At 61.9% G+C, this 20,262-nt stretch carries 16 protein-coding genes; 4 read left to right on the plus strand and 12 right to left on the minus strand.

Annotation, left to right across the window (positions count from 1 at the left end; all coding sequences use genetic code 11):
• Nucleotides 1-180 precede the first annotated feature (180 nt).
• On the minus strand, nucleotides 181-1,557 hold the full coding sequence (locus ACIQUI_RS04215; protein WP_391125811.1) for an L-serine ammonia-lyase: 1,377 nt from the start codon (nucleotides 1,555-1,557) through the stop codon (nucleotides 181-183).
• 146 nt (nucleotides 1,558-1,703) lie between these two features.
• Here ACIQUI_RS04215 and ACIQUI_RS04220 point away from each other — a divergent pair, with 146 nt between their 5' ends.
• A complete protein-coding gene (locus ACIQUI_RS04220) occupies nucleotides 1,704-2,645 on the plus strand; it encodes a LysR substrate-binding domain-containing protein (RefSeq protein ID WP_403195189.1) in 942 nt (313 codons plus the stop codon).
• A gap of 137 nt (nucleotides 2,646-2,782) precedes the next feature.
• On the opposite strand, the gene ACIQUI_RS04225 is transcribed toward ACIQUI_RS04220, so the two are convergent.
• From ACIQUI_RS04225 to ACIQUI_RS04275, 11 genes are all read right to left on the minus strand, one after another.
• Complete coding sequence (locus tag ACIQUI_RS04225) at nucleotides 2,783-4,204, minus strand: undecaprenyl-phosphate glucose phosphotransferase (protein ID WP_403195191.1); 1,422 nt, start codon at nucleotides 4,202-4,204, stop codon at nucleotides 2,783-2,785.
• Nucleotides 4,205-4,360: 156 nt separating this feature from the next.
• Nucleotides 4,361-5,119 carry a WecB/TagA/CpsF family glycosyltransferase gene (locus ACIQUI_RS04230; RefSeq protein ID WP_403195193.1) on the minus strand — a complete coding sequence of 253 codons (759 nt, stop codon included), beginning with the start codon at nucleotides 5,117-5,119 and terminating at the stop codon, nucleotides 4,361-4,363.
• Complete coding sequence (locus ACIQUI_RS04235; protein ID WP_403195195.1) at nucleotides 5,119-6,306, minus strand: glycosyltransferase family 2 protein; 1,188 nt, start codon at nucleotides 6,304-6,306, stop codon at nucleotides 5,119-5,121. Before ACIQUI_RS04235 ends, ACIQUI_RS04230 begins: the two co-directional genes overlap by 1 nt.
• Nucleotides 6,303-7,505 carry a glycosyltransferase gene (locus tag ACIQUI_RS04240; protein WP_403195197.1) on the minus strand — a complete coding sequence of 401 codons (1,203 nt, stop codon included), beginning with the start codon at nucleotides 7,503-7,505 and terminating at the stop codon, nucleotides 6,303-6,305. Before ACIQUI_RS04240 ends, ACIQUI_RS04235 begins: the two co-directional genes overlap by 4 nt.
• Nucleotides 7,506-7,554: 49 nt before the next feature.
• Nucleotides 7,555-8,559 carry a VirK/YbjX family protein gene (locus tag ACIQUI_RS04245; RefSeq protein WP_403195199.1) on the minus strand — a complete coding sequence of 335 codons (1,005 nt, stop codon included), beginning with the start codon at nucleotides 8,557-8,559 and terminating at the stop codon, nucleotides 7,555-7,557.
• 9 nt (nucleotides 8,560-8,568) lie between these two features.
• Nucleotides 8,569-9,546 (minus strand): glycosyltransferase family 2 protein, encoded by a 978-nt coding sequence (locus ACIQUI_RS04250; RefSeq protein WP_403195201.1) that lies wholly within the window; start codon nucleotides 9,544-9,546, stop codon nucleotides 8,569-8,571.
• On the minus strand, nucleotides 9,543-10,076 hold the full coding sequence (locus tag ACIQUI_RS04255; protein WP_403195203.1) for a serine O-acetyltransferase: 534 nt from the start codon (nucleotides 10,074-10,076) through the stop codon (nucleotides 9,543-9,545). Before ACIQUI_RS04255 ends, ACIQUI_RS04250 begins: the two co-directional genes overlap by 4 nt.
• Before the next feature lie 8 nt (nucleotides 10,077-10,084).
• Nucleotides 10,085-11,041: a glycosyltransferase family 2 protein gene (locus ACIQUI_RS04260; RefSeq protein ID WP_403195204.1), complete on the minus strand. Its 957-nt coding sequence runs from the start codon at nucleotides 11,039-11,041 to the stop codon at nucleotides 10,085-10,087.
• Nucleotides 11,034-11,651, minus strand: a complete 618-nt coding sequence (locus tag ACIQUI_RS04265) for an acyltransferase (RefSeq protein ID WP_403195205.1) — start codon at nucleotides 11,649-11,651, stop codon at nucleotides 11,034-11,036. The genes ACIQUI_RS04260 and ACIQUI_RS04265 overlap by 8 nt, the downstream gene beginning before the upstream one ends.
• A 105-nt stretch (nucleotides 11,652-11,756) precedes the next feature.
• Complete coding sequence (locus ACIQUI_RS04270; RefSeq protein ID WP_403195207.1) at nucleotides 11,757-13,223, minus strand: FAD-dependent oxidoreductase; 1,467 nt, start codon at nucleotides 13,221-13,223, stop codon at nucleotides 11,757-11,759.
• A gap of 236 nt (nucleotides 13,224-13,459) precedes the next feature.
• Nucleotides 13,460-14,836, minus strand: a complete 1,377-nt coding sequence (locus tag ACIQUI_RS04275; RefSeq protein ID WP_403195209.1) for an oligosaccharide flippase family protein — start codon at nucleotides 14,834-14,836, stop codon at nucleotides 13,460-13,462.
• Between the two features lie 95 nt (nucleotides 14,837-14,931).
• Here ACIQUI_RS04275 and ACIQUI_RS04280 point away from each other — a divergent pair, with 95 nt between their 5' ends.
• The 3 genes from ACIQUI_RS04280 (at nucleotide 14,932) to galE (ending at nucleotide 20,127) form a co-directional block, all read left to right on the plus strand.
• Nucleotides 14,932-16,458: an O-antigen ligase family protein gene (locus tag ACIQUI_RS04280; protein WP_403195210.1), complete on the plus strand. Its 1,527-nt coding sequence runs from the start codon at nucleotides 14,932-14,934 to the stop codon at nucleotides 16,456-16,458.
• Between the two features lie 5 nt (nucleotides 16,459-16,463).
• On the plus strand, nucleotides 16,464-19,055 hold the full coding sequence (locus tag ACIQUI_RS04285) for a glycosyl hydrolase family 5 (RefSeq protein ID WP_403195211.1): 2,592 nt from the start codon (nucleotides 16,464-16,466) through the stop codon (nucleotides 19,053-19,055).
• A 106-nt stretch (nucleotides 19,056-19,161) separates the two neighbouring features.
• On the plus strand, nucleotides 19,162-20,127 hold the full coding sequence (galE, locus tag ACIQUI_RS04290; protein WP_403195212.1) for a UDP-glucose 4-epimerase GalE: 966 nt from the start codon (nucleotides 19,162-19,164) through the stop codon (nucleotides 20,125-20,127).
• Nucleotides 20,128-20,262 lie beyond the last annotated feature (135 nt).

The following is a 20,262-nucleotide window of genomic DNA, read 5'->3' on the forward strand; positions in this document are numbered from 1 at the left end:
GGGACCCTGTGGGAGCGGGCAAGCCCGCGAACACCGGCGCAGCCGGTGCCATGCACCGCGTTGGATTCTTCGCGGGCACGCCCGCTCCCACAGGGTACGCGCTGAGCCCGGCATCAATTCTCTGCGCGACAGCGCAGCCCAATGGGCTGGGCAATCTCCTACAGTTGACCGCGTCAGGACTCAGCACTCGACGAAAGCTACGGCCAGGCCGCCACGCGAGGTTTCCTTGTAGTTGGCATGCATGTCCGCCCCGGTATCACGCATGGTGCGGATCACCCGGTCGAGCGAGATGAAGTGCTCACCATCCCCGCGCAACGCCATTTGCACAGCGTTGATCGCCTTCACTGCAGCAATTGCATTGCGCTCGATGCACGGCACCTGAACCAGGCCGCCAACCGGGTCGCAGGTCAGCCCCAGGTTGTGTTCCAAGGCAATTTCGGCTGCGTTTTCCAGTTGCGGCGGCGTAGCGCTCAGCACCTGTGCAAGGCCGGCAGCGGCCATCGAACAGGCAGAACCCACTTCGCCCTGGCAGCCGACTTCAGCACCGGAAATCGACGCGTTCTTCTTGCACAGGATGCCCACCGCTGCTGCGGCCAGCAGGAAGTCCACGACGTCGGCGTCGCTGGCGGCAGGGTTGAACTTCATGTAGTAGTGCAACACAGCCGGGATGATACCGGCCGCACCATTGGTAGGCGCGGTAACCATGCGCCCGCCGGCGGCGTTTTCTTCATTGACCGCCAGGGCGAACAGGTTGACCCACTCCATGGCGCTGAGGGTAGAGCCGATCACGTTAGGCTTGCCCAGTTCCTGCAGGCTGCGGTGCAGGCGCGCCGCACGGCGCTTGACGTGCAGCCCGCCAGGCAAGATGCCTTCGTTGCGCAGCCCGTTGTCAACGCACTCACGCATGGCCGCCCAGATACGCAGCAGCCCTTCACGCACCTCGGCTTCCGGGCGCCATGCACACTCGTTGGCCATCATCAGTTGCGCCACGCTCAAACCGTGGGTTTTGCACAAGGCCAGCAACTGGGCACCACTGTCGAACTCATAGGGCAGCACCACTGCGCCGCCTTCGGTGGCCGGGGCATCGATTTCGGCCTGCTCGACGATGAAGCCGCCACCCACCGAATAGTAGGTTTGACACAGCAGGCTGCCCTGCCCGTCCATGGCTTCCAGGCTCATGGCATTGGGGTGGTACGGCAGGTTTTCGTCGAGCAACAGCATGTCACGGCCATAGTCGAAAGCCAGCGGGTGGCTGCCGTCCAGCATCAGGCAATGCTCTTGCAGCACCTGGCCGATACGCGACTCGATGGTGGCCGGGTCGATCCTGTCCGGCCACTGGCCCATCAGGCCCAGCAGGCAGGCGCGGTCGGTGGCATGGCCAACGCCGGTGGCCGACAGCGAGCCATACAAGCGCACTTCGACACGCATCACCCGAGCCAGCAGCCCCTGCTCACGCAAGGCCTGGGCAAAGGTCGCTGCGGCCCGCATCGGGCCTACAGTGTGGGAGCTGGACGGTCCGATGCCGATTTTGAAGAGGTCGAAAACACTGATAGCCATACTAATGCCTGACCGTCCCCTGAAATGAATCCAAAGCACGGTTATCTGAAGAAATTGAGTGGTATTGTGATATTGCGCGATACTGACGCCATGGCTCACGGATGACCAACGAAACTTTCTAAGCAAGGCTTTAGTGGTACTAAACGATGCGACGACAACTCAATGGCCAGCTGTTCGTCTGGCTACATGTATTCGCCTGCGCTGCCCGACACCTGTCCTTTACCCGCTGCGCCGAAGAGCTGTACATCACCCCGGGCGCGGTCAGCCAGCAGATGCGCCAACTGGAAGAACGCCTGGGTTACCGGCTTTTCCTGCGCCGGGCGCGCGGGGTGGAGCTTAGCGCCGAAGGGCAACGCCTGGCCCAGACGGTGACCGACGCCTACGGCAGCATCGAGGCGGAACTGCTGCGCCTGGACGCCGGTGAAATCCGCGGTACCTTGCGGGTGCGTTCGATCCCGTCATTCCTGGCTAAATGGCTCACCCCCCGCCTGCCGCGTTTTCAGCAGCGCTACCCCGACATCGAATTGCGCCTGGTGGCCGAGGACAGCGCCCAGGCATTGACCTTGGGCGACTTCGACCTGGCTATCGACCTGAACGATGGCAGCTACCCCGGCATGCTCTCGACACCGCTGCTGGACGAGCAGATCTTCCCGGTGTGTTCACCCTCCCTGCTACGCGGGCGCCCGCCGCTGCATGGGCCGGCAGACCTTGCACACTACCCGCTGCTGCACGACATCACCGCCTGGCGTGGCAGCTCGGAGTATGCCGAATGGGAGTTCTACCTGGAGGGCATTGGTGCCGCCGGCCTGGATGTGCGGCGCGGGCACACCTTCAACCGTAATCACCTCACGATCGAGGCAGCCATTGCCGGTATCGGTGTGGCGATTGCCCGGCGCACACTGCTGAATGACGAACTGGAACGCGGCGCCCTGATCGTGCCGTTCGGCGTGCCGATTGCCAACCACAAACGCTACATGGTGCATTACCCGCCTGGCGGGTTGAACCAGCCGGGGGCACGGGCGGTACATGACTGGCTGGTGGAGGAAGCGCGCGGGTTCAGGGAGTTGCATCCGCTAAACAAGGAATGACCAATCTCCTACTGCTGATCGCGGTCCTGTGGGAGCGGGCGAGCCCGCGAACACCGGCTTAGCCGGTGCCATCCACCGCGTTGCTTGTTTCGCGGGCGCGCCCGCTCCCACAGGGTCCGTGGCGCGCTTTCGAACTGTTAATACGCCTGCTTGCCGGTAAACGCGTTCAGCGTGCGCACCAGGATCACGAAGTCCAGCCATAACGACCAGTTGTTGATGTACTCGATGTCCGAGTCCACCCGCTGGATCATCTGTTCGATATCCTTGGTCTCGCCCCTGAAGCCACGCACCTGCGCCAGGCCGGTCATGCCCGGCTTGATGTTGTGGCGGGCAAAGTAGTCAACGATGTCCTGCGAATACAAGGTGTCGTGCTGCAGCGCATGCGGGCGCGGCCCGACCAGCGACATTTCCCCGGTCAGCACGTTGAACAACTGTGGCAGCTCATCCAGGCTGGTGCGGCGGATGAACGCGCCAATCCGGGTCAGCCGCGGGTCATTCTTCTGCGCCTGTTTCACCACCCCATTATCCGGCTGGTGAACATGCATGCTTCTGAACTTCCAGATACGGAACGATTCGCCGGTCCAGCCCGTGCGCTCCTGGCGGAAGAACACAGGCCCGGGGCTGGTCAACTTGATAGCCAGGGCAACGCCGAGTAATACGGGTGACGCGCACAATAGAATGAGCGCCGCCAACACCCGGTCCTCGAGGTTTTTCAGGAACAGGCTCATGCCCGTCAGCGGTGTCTCCGACAACGTAAGTACCGGGATGCCGGCAATTTCCCTGACGCTATGGTTGATCAGGCGCAACGAGAAGATATCCGGCACCCAGTTCACGGCTATGCACTTGTCGAGCAGCTTGAAGTACACATCGTTGATGACCTCGGAGCCGCCTAGCGGCGTGACCAGGTAGACGGTGCGTATGCCATGCTGGGCAACGATTTCATCCAGGTCTGCAATGTGCCCCAGCACGGGTAGACGCTGCTTGCCTTCAGCGTTGTCACGCCCCTGCCCGGCGCCCTTGTCAAGCAGCACGCACCCCAGAACCCGCTCGCCAAACCAGGGGTTGTTGCTGATTTTCTGATAAAGGAAATTGGCCAGGTCGCCGTCGCCGATAATCAGCGCATTGTCCAGGCGTGCATGGGCGGTAAAGCGCTTTTGCAATTCACGAACAGCAAAGTGCAGGAACAACTGGGCAATGTAACCAATGATGAACAGCTGCACGACCAATAGCCGTGAATAGGTTTCGCTCTGCTTGGTCAAAAAAGCCATGACCACAAGGAAGCAGAACGTTGCCGACCACGCTTTGAACAGGCGGAAGGCCTTGATCGAAAGGCCTACGTTAGTGCGGTAGATAGCATAATGGTCGTAAATGACCGCCAATGCACCAATCAGCAACAGCAGCATGATTACATAATCGGAGGTTATGTAACCGAACTGATCATAGATGAGATACCAGGCAATACCGGTGACCGCAATACCATCAAGCCCTGCCTGGATGGCGTTACTTACGCTACTTCTTCTCTGGAGTAAGGAACGACTGCTTCTGGGTTCGAAAACCATTTCAGACCTCATCTATGTGAGCGTAGCAAGTGCCTTCCATCAAACAGCAAGTCTTGAAAACGGCTTATGTAACGCCACCGAAGCAGGATCGTGCAGCCCCCAAGCCACTGATCTCACTGTAGCAGCCACCCGCCATCAAGGCGGATTCTGGCCGATTCATCCAGCCCCTCTGGCCGAATCGACGGCCCTGCCGTACAGCAGCGTGCGCAACAAAAACAGTGGGTTGCCCACCACATAACGCATGAACAAACGTTTTGGCTCGCGCAACAGCCGGTAGGCCCATTCGCCACCCAGTCGCCGTAACCAATGCGGTGCCCGGCTTACCTTGCCACCGAGAAAGTCCAGGATTGCCCCGCCACACACGATCAGGCATGGTCCGCCCACCGCTGCCAGCCTGGCCGCTACCGCCTCCTGCTTGGGCATGCCCATGCCCAGCACGATCAACTCTGGTTGGTGCTCCTTGGCCAACTTCAGGTAGGTGTCGACGCTGGCAAAGCCATCGTGAACCGAAACCGGTAATACGCCAAACAGTGCTTCACAGCGTTGCACAGCCTGGTTCAGGTACGGCTGCTGCGTGCCCCAGAACGCTACCCGGCGCCCGCGATACGCCGCCATGAGGCTGGGAATAAAGTCGGTGCCGTTCATGTTCAGCCCGGGCTCCAGCCCCATGCGCCGATACAGGATCGCCATGCCGGAGCCGTCGCGCAGCAGCACGTCGGCCGCCGACAACGCCTGGCAGTACGCTGCGTCGCGCACCACCAGGTTCATCGCATGGGCATTGACGAACCCCAGCACGGTTGCGCACTGCGGGGCAGCCAGCCGGTCGAGCAGGCGCTGCGCCGCGCTGCTGTCAGGCACTACCTCGAGCCCGTTGATGATGCCTTGCCAGCGTTTCTGCCATTGCCATGCAGCCATCAGTCGTCATCCCGTTTGGAGCGCACCCATTCAACCTGGCGCTTGATCAGAAACCCCAGGTACAAGGGGATTTTCCTGGCAGCGTAGAAAGGCGCGTACAGCAGCACCGAAAACGGTATCAGCTCCCGGCAGAAACGTGCCCACGCCAGCAACACCGCAACGCCGAGCATGGCCAACGCCGCCAGGGCAATCCACGCAGGCGCGGCAATCCCCAGCAGCAGATACGCAAGCCAGGCCAACACGTTGAGCCCGAGCAACGTCAGCACCAGCAGCGCCAAGGGTGGCACCAACAAGTCCAGGGTCATGGCCAGCAGGCTGCCATTGCCTTGCTTGATGGCTGCCAGCGCACGCTTGGGTGCATCGGCCAGCATCAACCCCAGGTGGCCATGCTCCCAGCGAGTGCGCTGGCTGTTCAGGCCTTGCTGGCTGGCGGGAAACTGGCTGGTGACCAGCGCCTCAGGGCAAAACAGCGGCGGCTTGCCGTGCTGGCACAGGTCCAGGCCCAGTTTCACGTCTTCCACCAAGTGCCCGTTGGCCAGGTTGATCAAGGCCAGGTCGTGCCAACCGAATGCCATCCCGGCCCCCATCAACTGGCACGGCAGGCCAAGGCGCGCCCAGCCGCGCGGACGCACCAGGTTTTTTACCCGCCAGGCAAACTCGGCCACCTGTACTTTCAGCTCGCTGCCCGGGGCAGCGCGCATCAGGTACAGCGCCTGTATCGGGCGTTGCGCCTGCTTGCAACGGCGCGCCAGGCATTCAATTGCGCCCTCGCCTACCTGGCAGTCGGCATCCACCACAATCACCACTTCAGGTGGCTGGCCAGCCAAGTGGCGTACGCCAAAGTCCAGGGCATAACCTTTACCACGCCGCACGGTATCAAAGCGCTCCACCACTTCCGCACCCGCCTCGCGGGCCAGGCGGGCCGTTTCGTCAGAGCAGTTGTCGGCCACCACCAGCAAGCGGTCGCCTTCCTGCAATTGCGGGGTAATGCTTGCCAGCGTCGTGCGGATGATTGCCGCCTCATCATGCGCGGGCACCAGCACCGCAACGCGCGGGCGCGTGCCATTGCCCAGGGGCCGCGAGCGCGGCGGCAGGCATGCCATGAGCATCTGCACGAAAAACACCGACACCGGCACCAAGGCGGACACCGCCAGCAGGCCCAGCAACCAACCCAGTACACTCATCATGCGGATGCCTTGAAATAGCCGGCCAGCCTGGCCGCCTCAGTGTCGATGTCATGCCGTTGCAATACCCGCTGGTAGGCCGCCTCGCCCATGCGCTGCAGCACGTCGGCGGGTTGCGCCAGGCAGTCGGCCATGGCTGCGGCCAGTTCGTCCACAGCACCCGCGGGGAACAGCCAGCCGTTCTCGCCCGGGCGCACCAGCTCGGGGATACCCGCTACGAAGGTGGTGAGTACCGGCCGGCGCAGAGCCATGGCCTCCATGATCACCACCGGCAAGCCTTCGGCAAAGCTGGGCAATACCAGCGCGCGGGCGGCCAGGATTTCCTCGCGCACCCGTGCGCTGCTGATCCAGCCAGTGATCCGCACGTGCTGCTGCAAGCCGTGCCGGGCAACCAAGGCCTCGACCTGCTGGCGCATCTCGCCGTCACCGGCCAGCACCAACTCGAATTCGATCGACTTTGCAGCAAGCTGGCGTGCCGCCTCAAGCAGCAGCAACTGGCCTTTCTGCTCACACAGGCGCCCGACGCACACCAACCGTGGCGTTGACGGCACATCGACTGGCGCCACCTCATGGAAGCCCCGCTCAAGGCCACAATGCACCACCTTCACTTTGGCCCAGTGCTCGTGCGCCACCCAGCGGAACAGCTGGCTACGCCCGTAAGAACTGACCGCTGCTACAAAGGCGGCGCGCCGTACCTTTTCGCCCATGTGCAAGAACTGCGGTTTGTCGAACTCTTCCGGCCCATGCACGGTAAAACTGTAGGCAGGTCCGCCCAGCCGGTTGGCCAGCATTACCACCTCGGTGGAATTGGTACCGAAATGAGCATGCACGTGTCTTGCTTCACTGGCCTGAAGCCACTGAAGCACCTGGCACGCTTCGGCGAGGTAGACCAGGTGGTAGGGCCAGGCGCGGTCGGCACGCATGCCAAGGCGCATGGCCAGCCACAAGGTCTGCAAGAACCGCCCGGGCTGTGCACGCAGTACCTGCAACGTGGGCCTCAGCAAGCCCTTCACGCCTGCCTGCAGCACATAGCGGGTCTTGCCCCGCTCGGCCGCATCCTCGGCGTCCTGCAACTCGGCATCCCACCCCCGCAGGGCAATGCGTTGCACCTCTACGCCCAGCCGCTCCAGCGCCAGGATCTCGCGGCGGATGAAACTGTGGCTGACTTTCGGGTATTGATTGATGAAGTAAGCAATGCGCATACGAATTCAGATCCCAACCCGCTTGATGACCGGCCGCCCCTGACAACCTTCACTTCAGGCTGTCGACTACGGGTGGTCTGTCTACTGCCGATGCACTCACAGCAAATGCATCCCCCTGTTTTCCTTGTAGTCCAAGGTTGTGACCGCTGCCCGGTAATGCGGCCTGCAAGCGCATAAAAACATCGTCCAGCAGCGCCTGGCGACGGCGGTACATTGCGCGTTTTTTCGCCGGAATGTCCTGTTCGGCGCGTTGGGCCGGTGCCAACGGGATGACCAAGAAGTCCTCGCGGTTCGACGCAGTAGCGCCGTTTTCCTGCCAGATGACGTCGTAGTTGGCCGCCAGGTCCTGGGCCTTGTCGCTGCCGAAATACGCGTGGCGGTGGTGCCGACAGGCATCGCTGACGGCGTACAGGCGCACAACACCCAAGGTGCGCGCCAGGCACTTCAATGCTTCGAGCAGCAGGCTGCGCGGGCGCAGCCCCTCGAAGTCCTTGGTCAGGTCACGGTAGATGGCAAGCGAGGTTTCGCTGTCGATACCCTTGTGAATGCCCTGCACGGCACCGATGAACATCAGCAGCTCACCCTGGTCGCGGCACAGGGTAAACGCCAACGACGCCACACGCAGGTCGCCCTGGAACAGGTTCAGGACCAGTTCACCTTCACGCTTGAACCAGATCGGGCGGTCCAGTACCAGGCGGCAGCCCGGCGAATGGCTGGCCAGGTCGCACAGCGTCAGGCTTTCGTCCCGTCCCAGCAGCAACAGCGCCGGAAATTCCCCGGCCAGCACTTCAAAGTGCGAAGCCACCACCTCCAGGCGCTGTGGGGCCTCCCAGCATTTGCTGAGGTAAGGCCACTGCACCATGCCGATGCAATCCACGCCCAGCCGCTGCAGCCCTTGCGGGCCCAACGCTGCTGTCATGCGCTGCATGAAACCATTCAGCTCGGGCCATTGCCTGGCAATGTGCCGCGCCAACTTGTACTTGTTGTTCAACGCCCGCAACGAGTAACCCGGTTGCAAGGTGAATACGCTTTTCACGAGGGTGCCGAGCATCATGGGTCTCTCTCACTTGTACTCGATCAAAGCCGATTTGCCAGCCGCGAAGCGGTGGCGCAGGAATTTCAGTTGGCCGAGCATTTCCGGAAACTTGCCCAATACCAGAAACACCGCCTGCAGCCAGTTCTCGCGTGCCGATTTACCGCCGCGGCGCGCCAGCCGCACAGCCTGCAACGGGTAGATCAACAGCAACAGCAAGCCCCAACCACCCAGCAACAGGCAGGCCAGCACGATCACCAGGGGGATGCCCAGGCCCCACAGCCAGGCCCGGCGCGACTCACGCAGCCAGTGTTGTTCAGGCGGCTGGCCATGCAGATAGGCGCCTTCGGCATAGGCATGGCCGGCACGCAGGCTACGCCGCCACCACTGGCTGAAACGGGTCATGGCCGCGTCGTGCAAGGTCATCTCGGCAGCCAGGCGCCAGACCTTCCAACCCTTGGCCCGCAAGCGCACGCACAGTTCAGGCTCCTCGCCAGCGATCAGCTCGGCGCGAAAGCCGCCAACGGCGGCAAAGGCATCTGCACGCATCAGCGCATCGCCGCCACAGGCTTTGGCCTCGCCGACCGGGGTGTCCCATTCCAAGTCGCATAACAGGTTGTACACCGAGTGTTCCGGGAAGCGCTCACGCCGACGGCCACACACCACCGCCACTTCGGGGTGCTGGTGGAGAAATGCCTGCGCCGTGGCCAACCAGTGGGCATCCACTTCGCAATCGCCATCGACGAATTGCACCCACTGCATCGACGGCAATAGCTGTTGCAAGGCGCTAAAGCCTTCGTTGCGGGCGCGTGCGGCGGTAAAGGGCACCCGCATGTCCAGCGCAAGCACTTCCACCCCCAGGCTGCGCGCCAGCTGCGGCGACCCGTCGGTGGAGCCCGAGTCGACGTACACGACCTTGCCCGCCCCGTGCACCAGCGAACGCAGGCAGCGCTCCAGCCGCGCGCCTTCGTTGCGGCCGATGACCACCACGCCGATGCCTGTCGTCATGGCGTTCGCTCGACAGGCGCCGTGGCAGCCGGCAGCCTGGTCTTGATGGTGGCCGGTACCCCTACCGCCAGCGAGTTGTCCGGCACATCCACCAGCACCACCGCATTGGCGCCGATGATCACGTTGTTGCCAATGCGAATGCTGCCCAGCACCTTGGCGCCGGTGCCGATATCCACGTTATCGCCGAACACCGGGGCTATTGGCTCGTTGACGTTCTTCAAGCCCACCACCACACCGTTGCGGATTCGGCAGTCGTCACCGAACCGGGCATAGCCACTGATGACGATGCCGCCAAAATGATCGATGACAAAGTTGCGCCCGATCACCACTTCGCACGGCAACTCGATGCCGGTGATGATCTGCACGAATTTGAACAGCACCTTGTAGACCAACGAGCACAGCTTGCGCAGCAGCGCCGGGCGCACGGTATAGCGCCAGCGACCAAAGCGATACACCAGCAGTACCCAGAAGCCCTGCGCCCCCCAGTCACCGCCATGGGCCCGCAGGTCAGCACGAATATTCTCGAACATGGCTCCACCTACCTTGTCGGTTGGCTGGCGTACCGGGTCTTGAACAACAATGACCAGGTCGCCTGGCAATGACGCCAGCAGGCCTGTATCGCGCCCCGGCCGCGTCGTTTCAACAGCGCCTTGAGTGCCAGCACCAGGTCACCCAGGGTGACCAGCAGCATGTGCAGGGCCAGCCCTGCCACCCCATGATGCTTGCGGAAGTACAACAGCTCGCTTTCGATCTGGTACGCCGAGATCTGCCGGCTTGCCGCTTCCAGCTCGGCCACCGACTTAGAACTTTCGCCGCCGATGTGCACCACCGTGGTATGCGGGTAGAACACCACTTTCCAGCCCGCCTCCTTCACCCGTTTACAGTGGTCCACCTCTTCGTAATAAAGGAAGTAGCGCGGGTCGAACAGCCCCACTTTGTCGAGCACTTCGCGGCGCACCAGGTAGAAGCAGCCGGGCAGCCAGTCACACTCGCGCACCGACGCGTGGTCCCAGTTCATTTCGTCGACCATCTTCAACCCCGGGAAGAACCGCCCCAGCCCGGTACGCCCGACAAAAACATTGAGTGGCGTGGGGAAATAGCGGCAGCTGGGTTGCAGATCACCGTCGCGCCCCTCCAGGCGCACCCCCAGCACACCGCAATCTGGATGGGCCTCCATGTAGTCGAGGGTTTTCTGCAGGGAGTCGGCGGCGACGAAGGCATCGGTATTGAGCAGCAAGGCGTACTTGCCCTTCAGGTGCGCCAGCAACTGGTTGTTGGCCCGGCCGAACCCCACGTTCTGCTTGTTGCTCAGCAGCAGTGCCTCGGGGCACACCTGGGCCATACGCTGCACCGAGTCATCGCGCGATGCGTTGTCTACCACCAGGTAACTGGCCAGGCGCTCGCTGTCGGCGCGGCGCAGCGCATCGAACATCGGCTGCAGCAGCCCGGCGGTATTGAAGTTCACCACCATGACATCCACAGGTTTGCTAGCCATTTTTGCTGTCCCCGAAGAAGTACTGGCGCCTTTGCGCCATCAACTGCGGCTCCACTTGCGGGTCGTAGGCGCCATTGCGCTGCTTGACCAGGTCGATCCAGGGGTAGGCTTCGCAGCGCTCCTCTACCCGCTTGATCAATTGCTCGGTGGTGCAGATGAACACGGCCGGATTGCCCCCATACACGGTGCCCGGTGGCACATCCTTGGTCACCACCGCGCCTGCAGCCACGATCGACTCCGGGCCGATGGTCACACGGGGCATGATGATGGCTCCGTGGCCGATGAAGCAGTTGTCCTTGATATCGATAAAGCCGACCGAATCCAGGTGCTTGCCGAAGCGATGCTCGATCAGCAATACCACCCCGTCATGACCGATCAACGTGCAGTCGGACAGGCCCACACTGTTACCAATGCGCACCAGCGACGGGTCAAGGAACTTGCAGCCTGTGTTGACAAAGAAATTAGTGCCGACCGAGTGAAAGTTGCCCCAACGGGCCAGGTAGGCGCCCCATTCAAGCCCCGAAGGCCTGCAGAACCGCCTGTAGAACGTGCCTCCCCGCCCGGTTGCATGGGCAAAATGCGCCACTGCCTTGCGTATCCATCCCTTCATACTGCCTGGCCTCGCGATCAAAACCTTCTGGAGTGTCCCTGAGGCGTTCCGGTCTCGTTCTTCTGGTTGCTGACCGCAGCGCTCTCAACCCATGTACAACATGCATCACGCCACGGCGCCCCTGGCCGCCGTCATCCTGGCATTGAGGTGATCGGCCAGGCGCACGGCAAACTGCAGCAGCGGCATGGTCGGGTTGGAGGCGCCGCCCTTGGCAAAGATACTGCTGCCGGCGACGTACAGGTTTTCGGTACCAAACACCTTGCAGTTGGCATCCACCACACCGAATTGCGGCGAAGCGGCCATGCGCGTGGTGCCCATGTGGTGGGCATGCGGTGCCATCTTCAGTGGTACTGAAGTGTCGTAGACAAAGTCGTTGAGCTTGACGAAGCCCAGGTCCATATCGGCGAACTGCTTGGCCAGTTCGGTGCCGATGCACTTGATGGTATGCCGGTCATCGGCGCTCAGCGCCCAGTTGACATTGACCTTGGCCATGCCCAGTGCATCCTTCTCGTTCAGCAGCGAAATCCGGCTGTGCAGGTTGGGGAACTGCTCGATCATGGTGCTGATCACCCCGTCACCCGGGCAGCTGAACTTGGCGACGAACGACACCTTGCTGGCGAAACCCCAGTCACAGGCAAGGTTTTCGAGAAAATGCTTGACCTCGGCAGTACGCCCATAGGTTTGCACATCGGCCAGCAAGGCGGCGGTGACGTTGCCTTTACCGGCTTTGTACTCGTCGACAAAGGCATCGGTGGTGTAGTACTGGCGCGGCTCCGGGTCTTGCCCGGACTTGAGGATGAAGGTGCCCAGGTCAATGTTCAGGTGCTCCATGAAGCACCCGCCAACCAGCCCATCCTTGTTGATCACGCCCGCTGCCACCAGGGTTTCACTGTTCAACAGTTGCCGGGCATTTTCGATGGCGCCCGTGGCCAGGATGAAGTGGCTGGCCACCAGGCGCTGCCGGTTGCGCTGGTAATCGGACAGCACCACTGCCGCAAGGTGGCCGGAGGCCTTGTCGAATTCCAGGTCCACGCAATTGCAGTTGATGAACACGTCCAGGCCTTTGGTCTGCTCGAGCGCCGTGGCGTATTTCTGCGCAAAGCGCGTGGGTGGGCTAAGCAGAAAGCGATCGGGCTCGAAATCGCCGCCATTGAGGCCGGTATTCATCGCATGAAAATCCGAACCTGGCGGCAGGTCGACGATATCCATGGCCGCAGGCAGGTAGCCCTCTATCTCCGAATAGGGAATCGGCCACCCAGGCAGCTCGCCAGGCGGTGCGATGGAAAAGTCCGAAGGGGTGAACGGGCGGCAACGGCCCGCCCAATGGTTGGACGTACCACCCAGGTAGCGCAGGCGGGTTTCTTCGGCATACAACTCAAGGCCTGTGGAGGTGCATGCATACAAGCCTTGCGAGTGCGGCGCATACTCACGCCCGCCGCCTTCGGCGAGCAACACGCTCCAGCCAGCCGCAGCCAGCCGCAGGCCCAGGGTGATACCTGCCGGGCCGGCACCAATGATGCAGAAATCGTAATGATCACGCAGCGCCTTCTGCTGCTCGAAGTCCTTGATCATGCTTGCTCGTTCCGGAAGTAACGGGACGGCAATACCCAGCCGTTGATGACCACGAACCCCGACTGTTCGACAGCTTTGCCGGCTACGGTTGCACGAGTGCCGAACACGGCGCCACCAACGCCCAGCAAGACACAACTCTGGAGAAAACCCCTACGCCCCAACTGCGCACTACAAAAAGTAAACTTCCCCATGATCCCGTGACCTGTACTCATGTAAGTTACACCCAGCACGCTGCATCACAACCAGTTGAAAAAGGCCGTCAGCAACGCCCCGCACAGCGCCCCGACCAGCAGCATCGGCAGTACCACCAGTTCACGTTTGAGGCTGAAGATTCCCAGCTTGCAATTCACGTACACAACCAGCACCAGCGTTGGTACGGTATGCAAGGCAACCCCCCAGATCGCCCATTCCACACCACCGATCGCCTGCAACAGCGGCAGCAACGCCCACAGCGAGACCAGGCGGATGATGTTATCCATGGCCTGGTACTTGGTCAGGCCCAGGGCAATCCACACCTGATGTGCCAAGGTATAGCGCAATACGATGAAGGACAGCGAGAGAATTGCCAGCATCGGCCCTGCTTCACTGTAGCGATCGTCGTACATCCAGCCGATCAGCAGTGGGCTGGCAGTTAGAAAACCGCCGCAGATGAACAGCACCAGCAGGTCGACCAGCAGGCGGAAACGGTGATACAGCGCTTTCAGGCGCTCCTTGTCATCGGCCCGGGCCGCTTCGCTGAAGGCGGGCAGCGCGACCGCCCCGACAATTTTCATCAGTGCCGTCTGCACCGCACCCAGGATCAGCACTGCAATCGAGTACACCCCCAGTTGCGCCGCCGACATACTGGCACCGAACAGGATGCGGTCACCGTACATGGCCAGCACCCCCACCATCGACGACAACAGGATCCAGCGGCCGAACACAATCAGTTCGGTAAGCGCGGTACGGTCCCAGCGCAGGTGGTTATTCGGCCCCTCCAGAGCGGTATGGCCCAGTACCGTCCAGGCAACGGCAGAAACCAGCCCGGCAACCACCAACGCCCATATCGAATGGGTCAGCAAGCCCAGAACCAGCATCACCACCAGGCCGGCCGCTTGTGACGCCAGGTCGACCAGCACCACGCGCTTTTGTTGGAAAGTGCGCACAGCCACGTCTATCTTGGTGGACTGGAAGCCCCAGATGACTGCCGACAGCCCGGTAATTGCCAGCACCATCGGCAACACGGGCGCGGCATACGTGGAATCCGCCGGCCACAACTCCTCCAGCTGCGCCACCCAGGCAAACAAGGCCAGCAGCAGGGTCAGGCCAAACAACAAGAAGCCGCGAATGATCTGCACGGTCCATGCGGTATTGAGAAAGTCCGGGTCGTCACCTCGATGGCTCTGGATGATGTTCTGCCGCAGCCCTACGTCCGACAACAAATGCAGGAGTACCGAGACCGTGGTGGCAATGACCATCACCCCGAACATTTCCGGCAGCAGCAAACGGGCCATGATCAGGTTGCCGCCAAGGCGCATGACCTGTGAAGCCACCTGGGAGACCAGGTTCCATGACCCGGCTCTCATGGCTCGCTTGCGCAAGCTTGCGGCAGCTGACACATCAATCGACGGCATGACTTCAATCTCTGACTGATTGGCTAAAAGTCACTATAGTTTCAATTAGCCACGATGCTAGCCGTTGCCCACCGAGGGAAAGGTGTACATAGCCGATGCCTGAACATTTTCGTGCGTTGATCGTCATTCTGTTTTTGGCGAGCGTGGTCTTCCTGCTGGCGCGGCGCCCTGCCACCGACCTGATACCGCTCGGTGACTTCAAGCGCCGGCGCAACTTGTGGTTCCTGCTTACCGTGCTGGCCTTCGTCTCGCACAGCTTCTGGCTGTACCTGGGCGCGGGTGCCGTGATCCTGTTGATTGCCGCGCGCCGCGAACACAACCCCATGGCGCTGTTCTACATGCTGCTGTTCCTGATTCCGCCGGCCTCGGTGCAGGTGCCCGGGTTCGGCGTGGTCAACTACCTGGTCGACCTCAACCACATCCGCCTGCTGACCCTGTGTGTGCTGTTGCCGGCAGCGCTGGAGCTGCGCCGGCAAGGCGACACCCTGCGCTTCGGGCGCACCTGGCCCGACAAATTGCTGGCGGCCGGCTTGCTGCTGATGAGCGTGCTGTACCTGCGCGAAACCACCCTTACAGATACCCTGCGCCAGGCGCTGTACCTGTTTGTCGATGTGTTCCTGCCGTACTACGTTGCCAGCCGTGGGCTGCGCCAGGTCAGCGACTTCAAGGATGCGTTGCTGGCCTTCGTGCTTGCCTCTTTCGTGCTGGCACTGATCGCCGTGGCCGAGTACGTGCGCCACTGGCTGCTGTACAGCGCCCTGGTGGATGCCATGGGCGTGCCCTGGAGCATGTCCGGTTACCTGAGCCGGGGTGGCGCGCTGCGTGCCAGCGCCACTACCGGGCAAGCCATTGCCTTGGGGTATGTGATGAGCGTGGCCATCGGCCTGTTCCTGTTCGTCCAGGGTTATGTGCAGCGCCCCTTGCACCGGGCGATGGGCGCCCTGTTGCTGGCCGCCGGGTTGTTCGCGCCGTTGTCTCGCGGCCCGTGGATAGGCGTGGTGGTGATCGTGGTGGTATTCATCGCCTTGGGCAAAGGGGCCGTCAGGCGCCTGACGCTGCTGGCAGCTGCCGGCATGCTCGCCCTGCCCTTGCTGACCATCGTACCCGGCGGCGAAAAGGTGCTGGACCTGTTGCCGTTCATTGGCAACCTGGAAAAAGAAAACATCACCTACCGCGAGCGGCTGATGGACAACTCGTGGATCGTCATCCAGCGCAACCCGCTGTTTGGCTCGTTCGACTTCCGCAACACCCCGGAAATGCAGTCGATGATCCAGGGCGAAGGCATCATCGACATCGTCAACACCTACATCAACCTGGCACTGCGGGTCGGCCTGGTCGGGCTTGGCCTGTTCGTGGCGTTCTTCGCCGTGGTGCTGTGGGGCATCCGCAAGGCCATGCGCAGCTTTGCCGACAAGGATGACGAGCGAAGGCAGCTGGGGCGGGTGTTGCTGGCAACATTGATCGGCATTCTGGTCATCATCTTCACCGTCAGCAGCATCACCTTCATCCCGGTGGTGTACTGGTCAATCGGCGGGCTGGGCGTGGCCTACATCCAGATGGTCCGCCGTTTTCACAACAGCCCGGCACCCGAGCTGGCCGACCCCGGCCTTCAACCCAGGTAATGCCCATGAATGTGTTTGCCTTTGTACGGGTTTCGGTCATGGCTGGCCTGGCGGTGCTGCCCTTGGCCGGCTGGTCATCGGACTGGCAGGTCAGCGTCGAGGAACAGAATGGCTTGCCCACGGTGACCCGCGGCGGCGGGCCGGTGATGAAGGCCAAGTTCGACTTCTGGGCGGCCAACTGGAGCTGGACCGGCTTCTACACGGACTTCAAGGTCAACGGCCCCTACCACTACACCTTGCAGGGCAAGAACAAGGAGCTGGATTTCGACCTTACGGCAGACATTCGCAAGCAACAGCCGCAAACCCTGAGCTGGGCCTTCGACCTTGACGCGCATAGCCGCCAGAGCGGCGTAATGGGTGGCGGCATGGTGTTCCAGTTCGACCCGGTGCAAATCGCCGGAGAGATGGGCGCCCCGATCTTGCTGCCCGACAACCGTGGCTGGTCATGGGGCAAGCCTGACCAGGGCAGACGCATAGAAATGCGCTTCGACCCACCACTGGCCAAGGTGTACTTCGAGCGCGGCAACCCATCCGAGCTGCGCGCTTTTTTCTACCAAGACCCGATCAGCGCTGGCCGGCAGCAGATCAAGGCGGTGCTGAACATTACCGGCGACATCGACCTGGGCCCCACCCCTACCGAGCGCTTTGGCCTGGCTGACCCCGCCAGCTGGCCCGACGATCAACTTGACTGGCGCACCTCGCCAGTGGACCTGTCGTTCCTCAACGCGGCGGAAAAACCGGCCGGCAAGCGCGGCTTCGTCAAGGCAGTGGGCGAACAACTGATGTTCGAAGACAACACGCCGGTGCGTTTCTGGGGCACCAACCTGTCTGCCTATGCGCTGTTCAAGAGCCCCGATGAGGAAATCCGCCAACAGGCCAAGCGCCTGTCGGCGCTGGGCTTCAACCTGGTGCGCCTGCACCACCACGATTCGCCCTGGGTCAGCCCGAACGTGTTTGGCGATGGCACCCTGGTGCGCGATACCCAGCAGCTCAGCGCCGAGTCGCTACGCAAGCTCGACCTGTGGATCAAGGCGCTCAAGGACGAAGGCATCTATATCTGGCTGGACATGCACGTGCAACGCGCACTCACTGCCAACGACAAGATTGATGATTTCGATGAACTGCCGAAAAAAGATGAGCGCGTCGACTTGAAGGGCTACGCCTATGTGAACACCAGCATTCAACGGGCGATGAAACGCTTTGCCGAGCAATACCTGACCCATGTGAACGAATACACGGGCCTTGCCTACAAGGACGACCCGGCCATCGCCGCGGTGCTGATCACCAACGAAAACGACCTCACCCAGCACTACGGCAATGCCTTGATGCCGAACAAGGATGTGCCACGCCACAGCGAACGCTACATGGCAGCGGCCAAAGCGTTCGCCAGGCAATACAACCTGCCCGTCGACCAGACCTGGCGCGCCTGGGAGCACGGCCCCTCGAAGCTGTGGCTCAACGAACTGGAGCAGCGCTTCAACGCCGACATGATCGCCCACCTGCACGGCCTGGGCGTGAAAGTACCGATCGCCACCACCAGTACGTGGGGTGGCAATGGCCTGAGTGCACTGCCCGCGCTGACCGTAGGCGATGTCGTCGATGCCCACAGCTACGGCGCCATTGGCCAGCTGGAAAAGAACCCGCTGACCAGCGACGGCATGATCGACTGGATCGCCGCTGCCCAGGTGGTCGGCAAACCGCTCACCGTCACCGAATGGAACGCCGAGCCGTTCCCGCTGCCCGACCGCCATTCGCTGCCGCTGTACGTGGCCGGTACTGCCAGCCACCAGGGCTGGGACGCGCTGATGCAATATGCCTACAGCCAGCAAGGCTTCAACCCGGGCTGGCGCACGGCGGATAACTGGCACGCCTACAACGACCCGGCGATGATCGCCACCTTGCCGGCAGCCGCCCTGCTCTACCGGCGTGCCGATGTGAAGCCTGCCACCACCCATTACGTGTTCGCACCGACACCCGCCACCCTGTACAACCAGGAGATAACCCCGGGAAATTCGGTTTTGTTGCGCACCGCCATGGAGAAGGGCCAGCTGCAGATCGCCCTGCCGCAAACCCCGGAATTGCCGTGGCTGAAACCGGCCGCCATTCCCACAGGCGCACAAGTGCTCCAAGACCCGGGGCAATCATTGCTGGCCGCTGATGCTACCGAATCGGTGACCGACACCGGCGAACTCAAGCGCAACTGGCAACAAGGCATCTACACCATCGACACAGCGCTGACCCAGGCTGCCACGGGCTGGCTGGGAGGCCGTGTGATCACCCTTGGCGCCATCCAGGTGCAGACAAAAACGCCTTACGCCAGCGTTGCAGTCCAAAGCCTGGACGGTAAACCGCTGGGCCAGTCACGGCAGCTGCTGCTGTCGCTGGGCACCCGCGCCTTGCCCAAAGCCGATGACAAGACACCGTTCAACGTCGAACCGCTCGAAGGCAGCCTCACCGTCAAGGCGCCCGCGGGGCTGAAACTGTTCGCCCGGGATGCACAGGCACAACTCAAGCCGCTGCCGGCAACGTACAAAGACGGGCAGTACGTCATTACGTTCGACAGCAACTACATGTCCAACTGGCTGTTCTTGAAATAGGGCATCTGGCCATCTACGCTCAAGTCACCTGTAGCTGGCCAACTCACCTGTACTTTTCAGGGACGGTTCACTGCGTCTGTAAAACAGCAGGTCACAGGAGGTGCGGATGAAGTTCCTGGTTGTCGGTGGCGCCGGCTACATCGGCTCGCACATGGTCAAGCACTTGCTCGCTGCAGGCCACGAGGTGGTGGTGGCCGACCTGGTTGAACCTGCACCTGGCGTTCAATGGGCCAGGCTGGACATCGCCGACGAGGCCGCACTGGATGTGTTGTTTGGCGTGTGCCGCTTCGATGCCGTGTTCCATTTTGCCTCGTTCATCCAGGTAGGTGAGTCAGTCAGCGCGCCTGGCAAGTACTACCAGAACAATGTCGCCGCCACCCTCAGCCTGCTGCAGGCCATGGTGAATGCAGGCATCAGGCATCTGGTGTTTTCTTCCAGTGCGGCCGTTTACGGTAACCCGCTTTATGTACCCATCGATGAAGCGCATGCCAAGGGGCCAATCAACCCGTATGGGCTGAGCAAATGGATGGTCGAGCAGATCCTTGAGGACTTCGACCGCGCCTATGGCTTGAAATCGGTTTGCCTGCGCTATTTCAATGCGGCAGGCGCCGACCCGGAAGGCCAACTGGGCGAGCGCCACGAGCCGGAAACCCACCTGATCCCGTTGATCCTGCAGGCTGCCTCAGGGCGTCGCGAGGCGGTGACAGTGTTCGGCCGGGACTACGACACGCCGGATGGCACCTGTATTCGTGATTACGTGCATGTGGCCGACCTGGCGGCGGCGCATGCGCTGGCGGTGGATTATCTGCTGGCGGGCGGTGAGCGTACGGCGTTCAACCTGGGTAATGGCCATGGGTTTTCAGTGCAGCAGGTGATCGATACTGCGCGTGCCGTAACTGGCCGGGAAATCCGCGTACTCGATGCGCCACGTCGCGCCGGTGACCCGCCCCGGCTGGTGGCGGATGCCAGCAAGGCATTGAGCGTACTGGGCTGGCGGCCGGAGTTTGTTTCGCTGGAGCAGATTGTGCGGCATGCGTGGCAGTGGGAGTTGCAGTACCCCTGGAGTCGCTGAGCGCACCGCGTACCTGTGGCGGGCTTACATGCGGCAGCTCTTGTGGAAGATTGCCCAGCCCATTGGGCTGCACTGTCGCGCAGAGAACTTGCCGGGCGCACCGCATTCCCTGTGGGAGCGGGCGTGCCCGCGAAG

This window comes from Pseudomonas sp. NPDC090592 (genome assembly GCF_044769185.1).
GTDB lineage: Bacteria > Pseudomonadota > Gammaproteobacteria > Pseudomonadales > Pseudomonadaceae > Aquipseudomonas.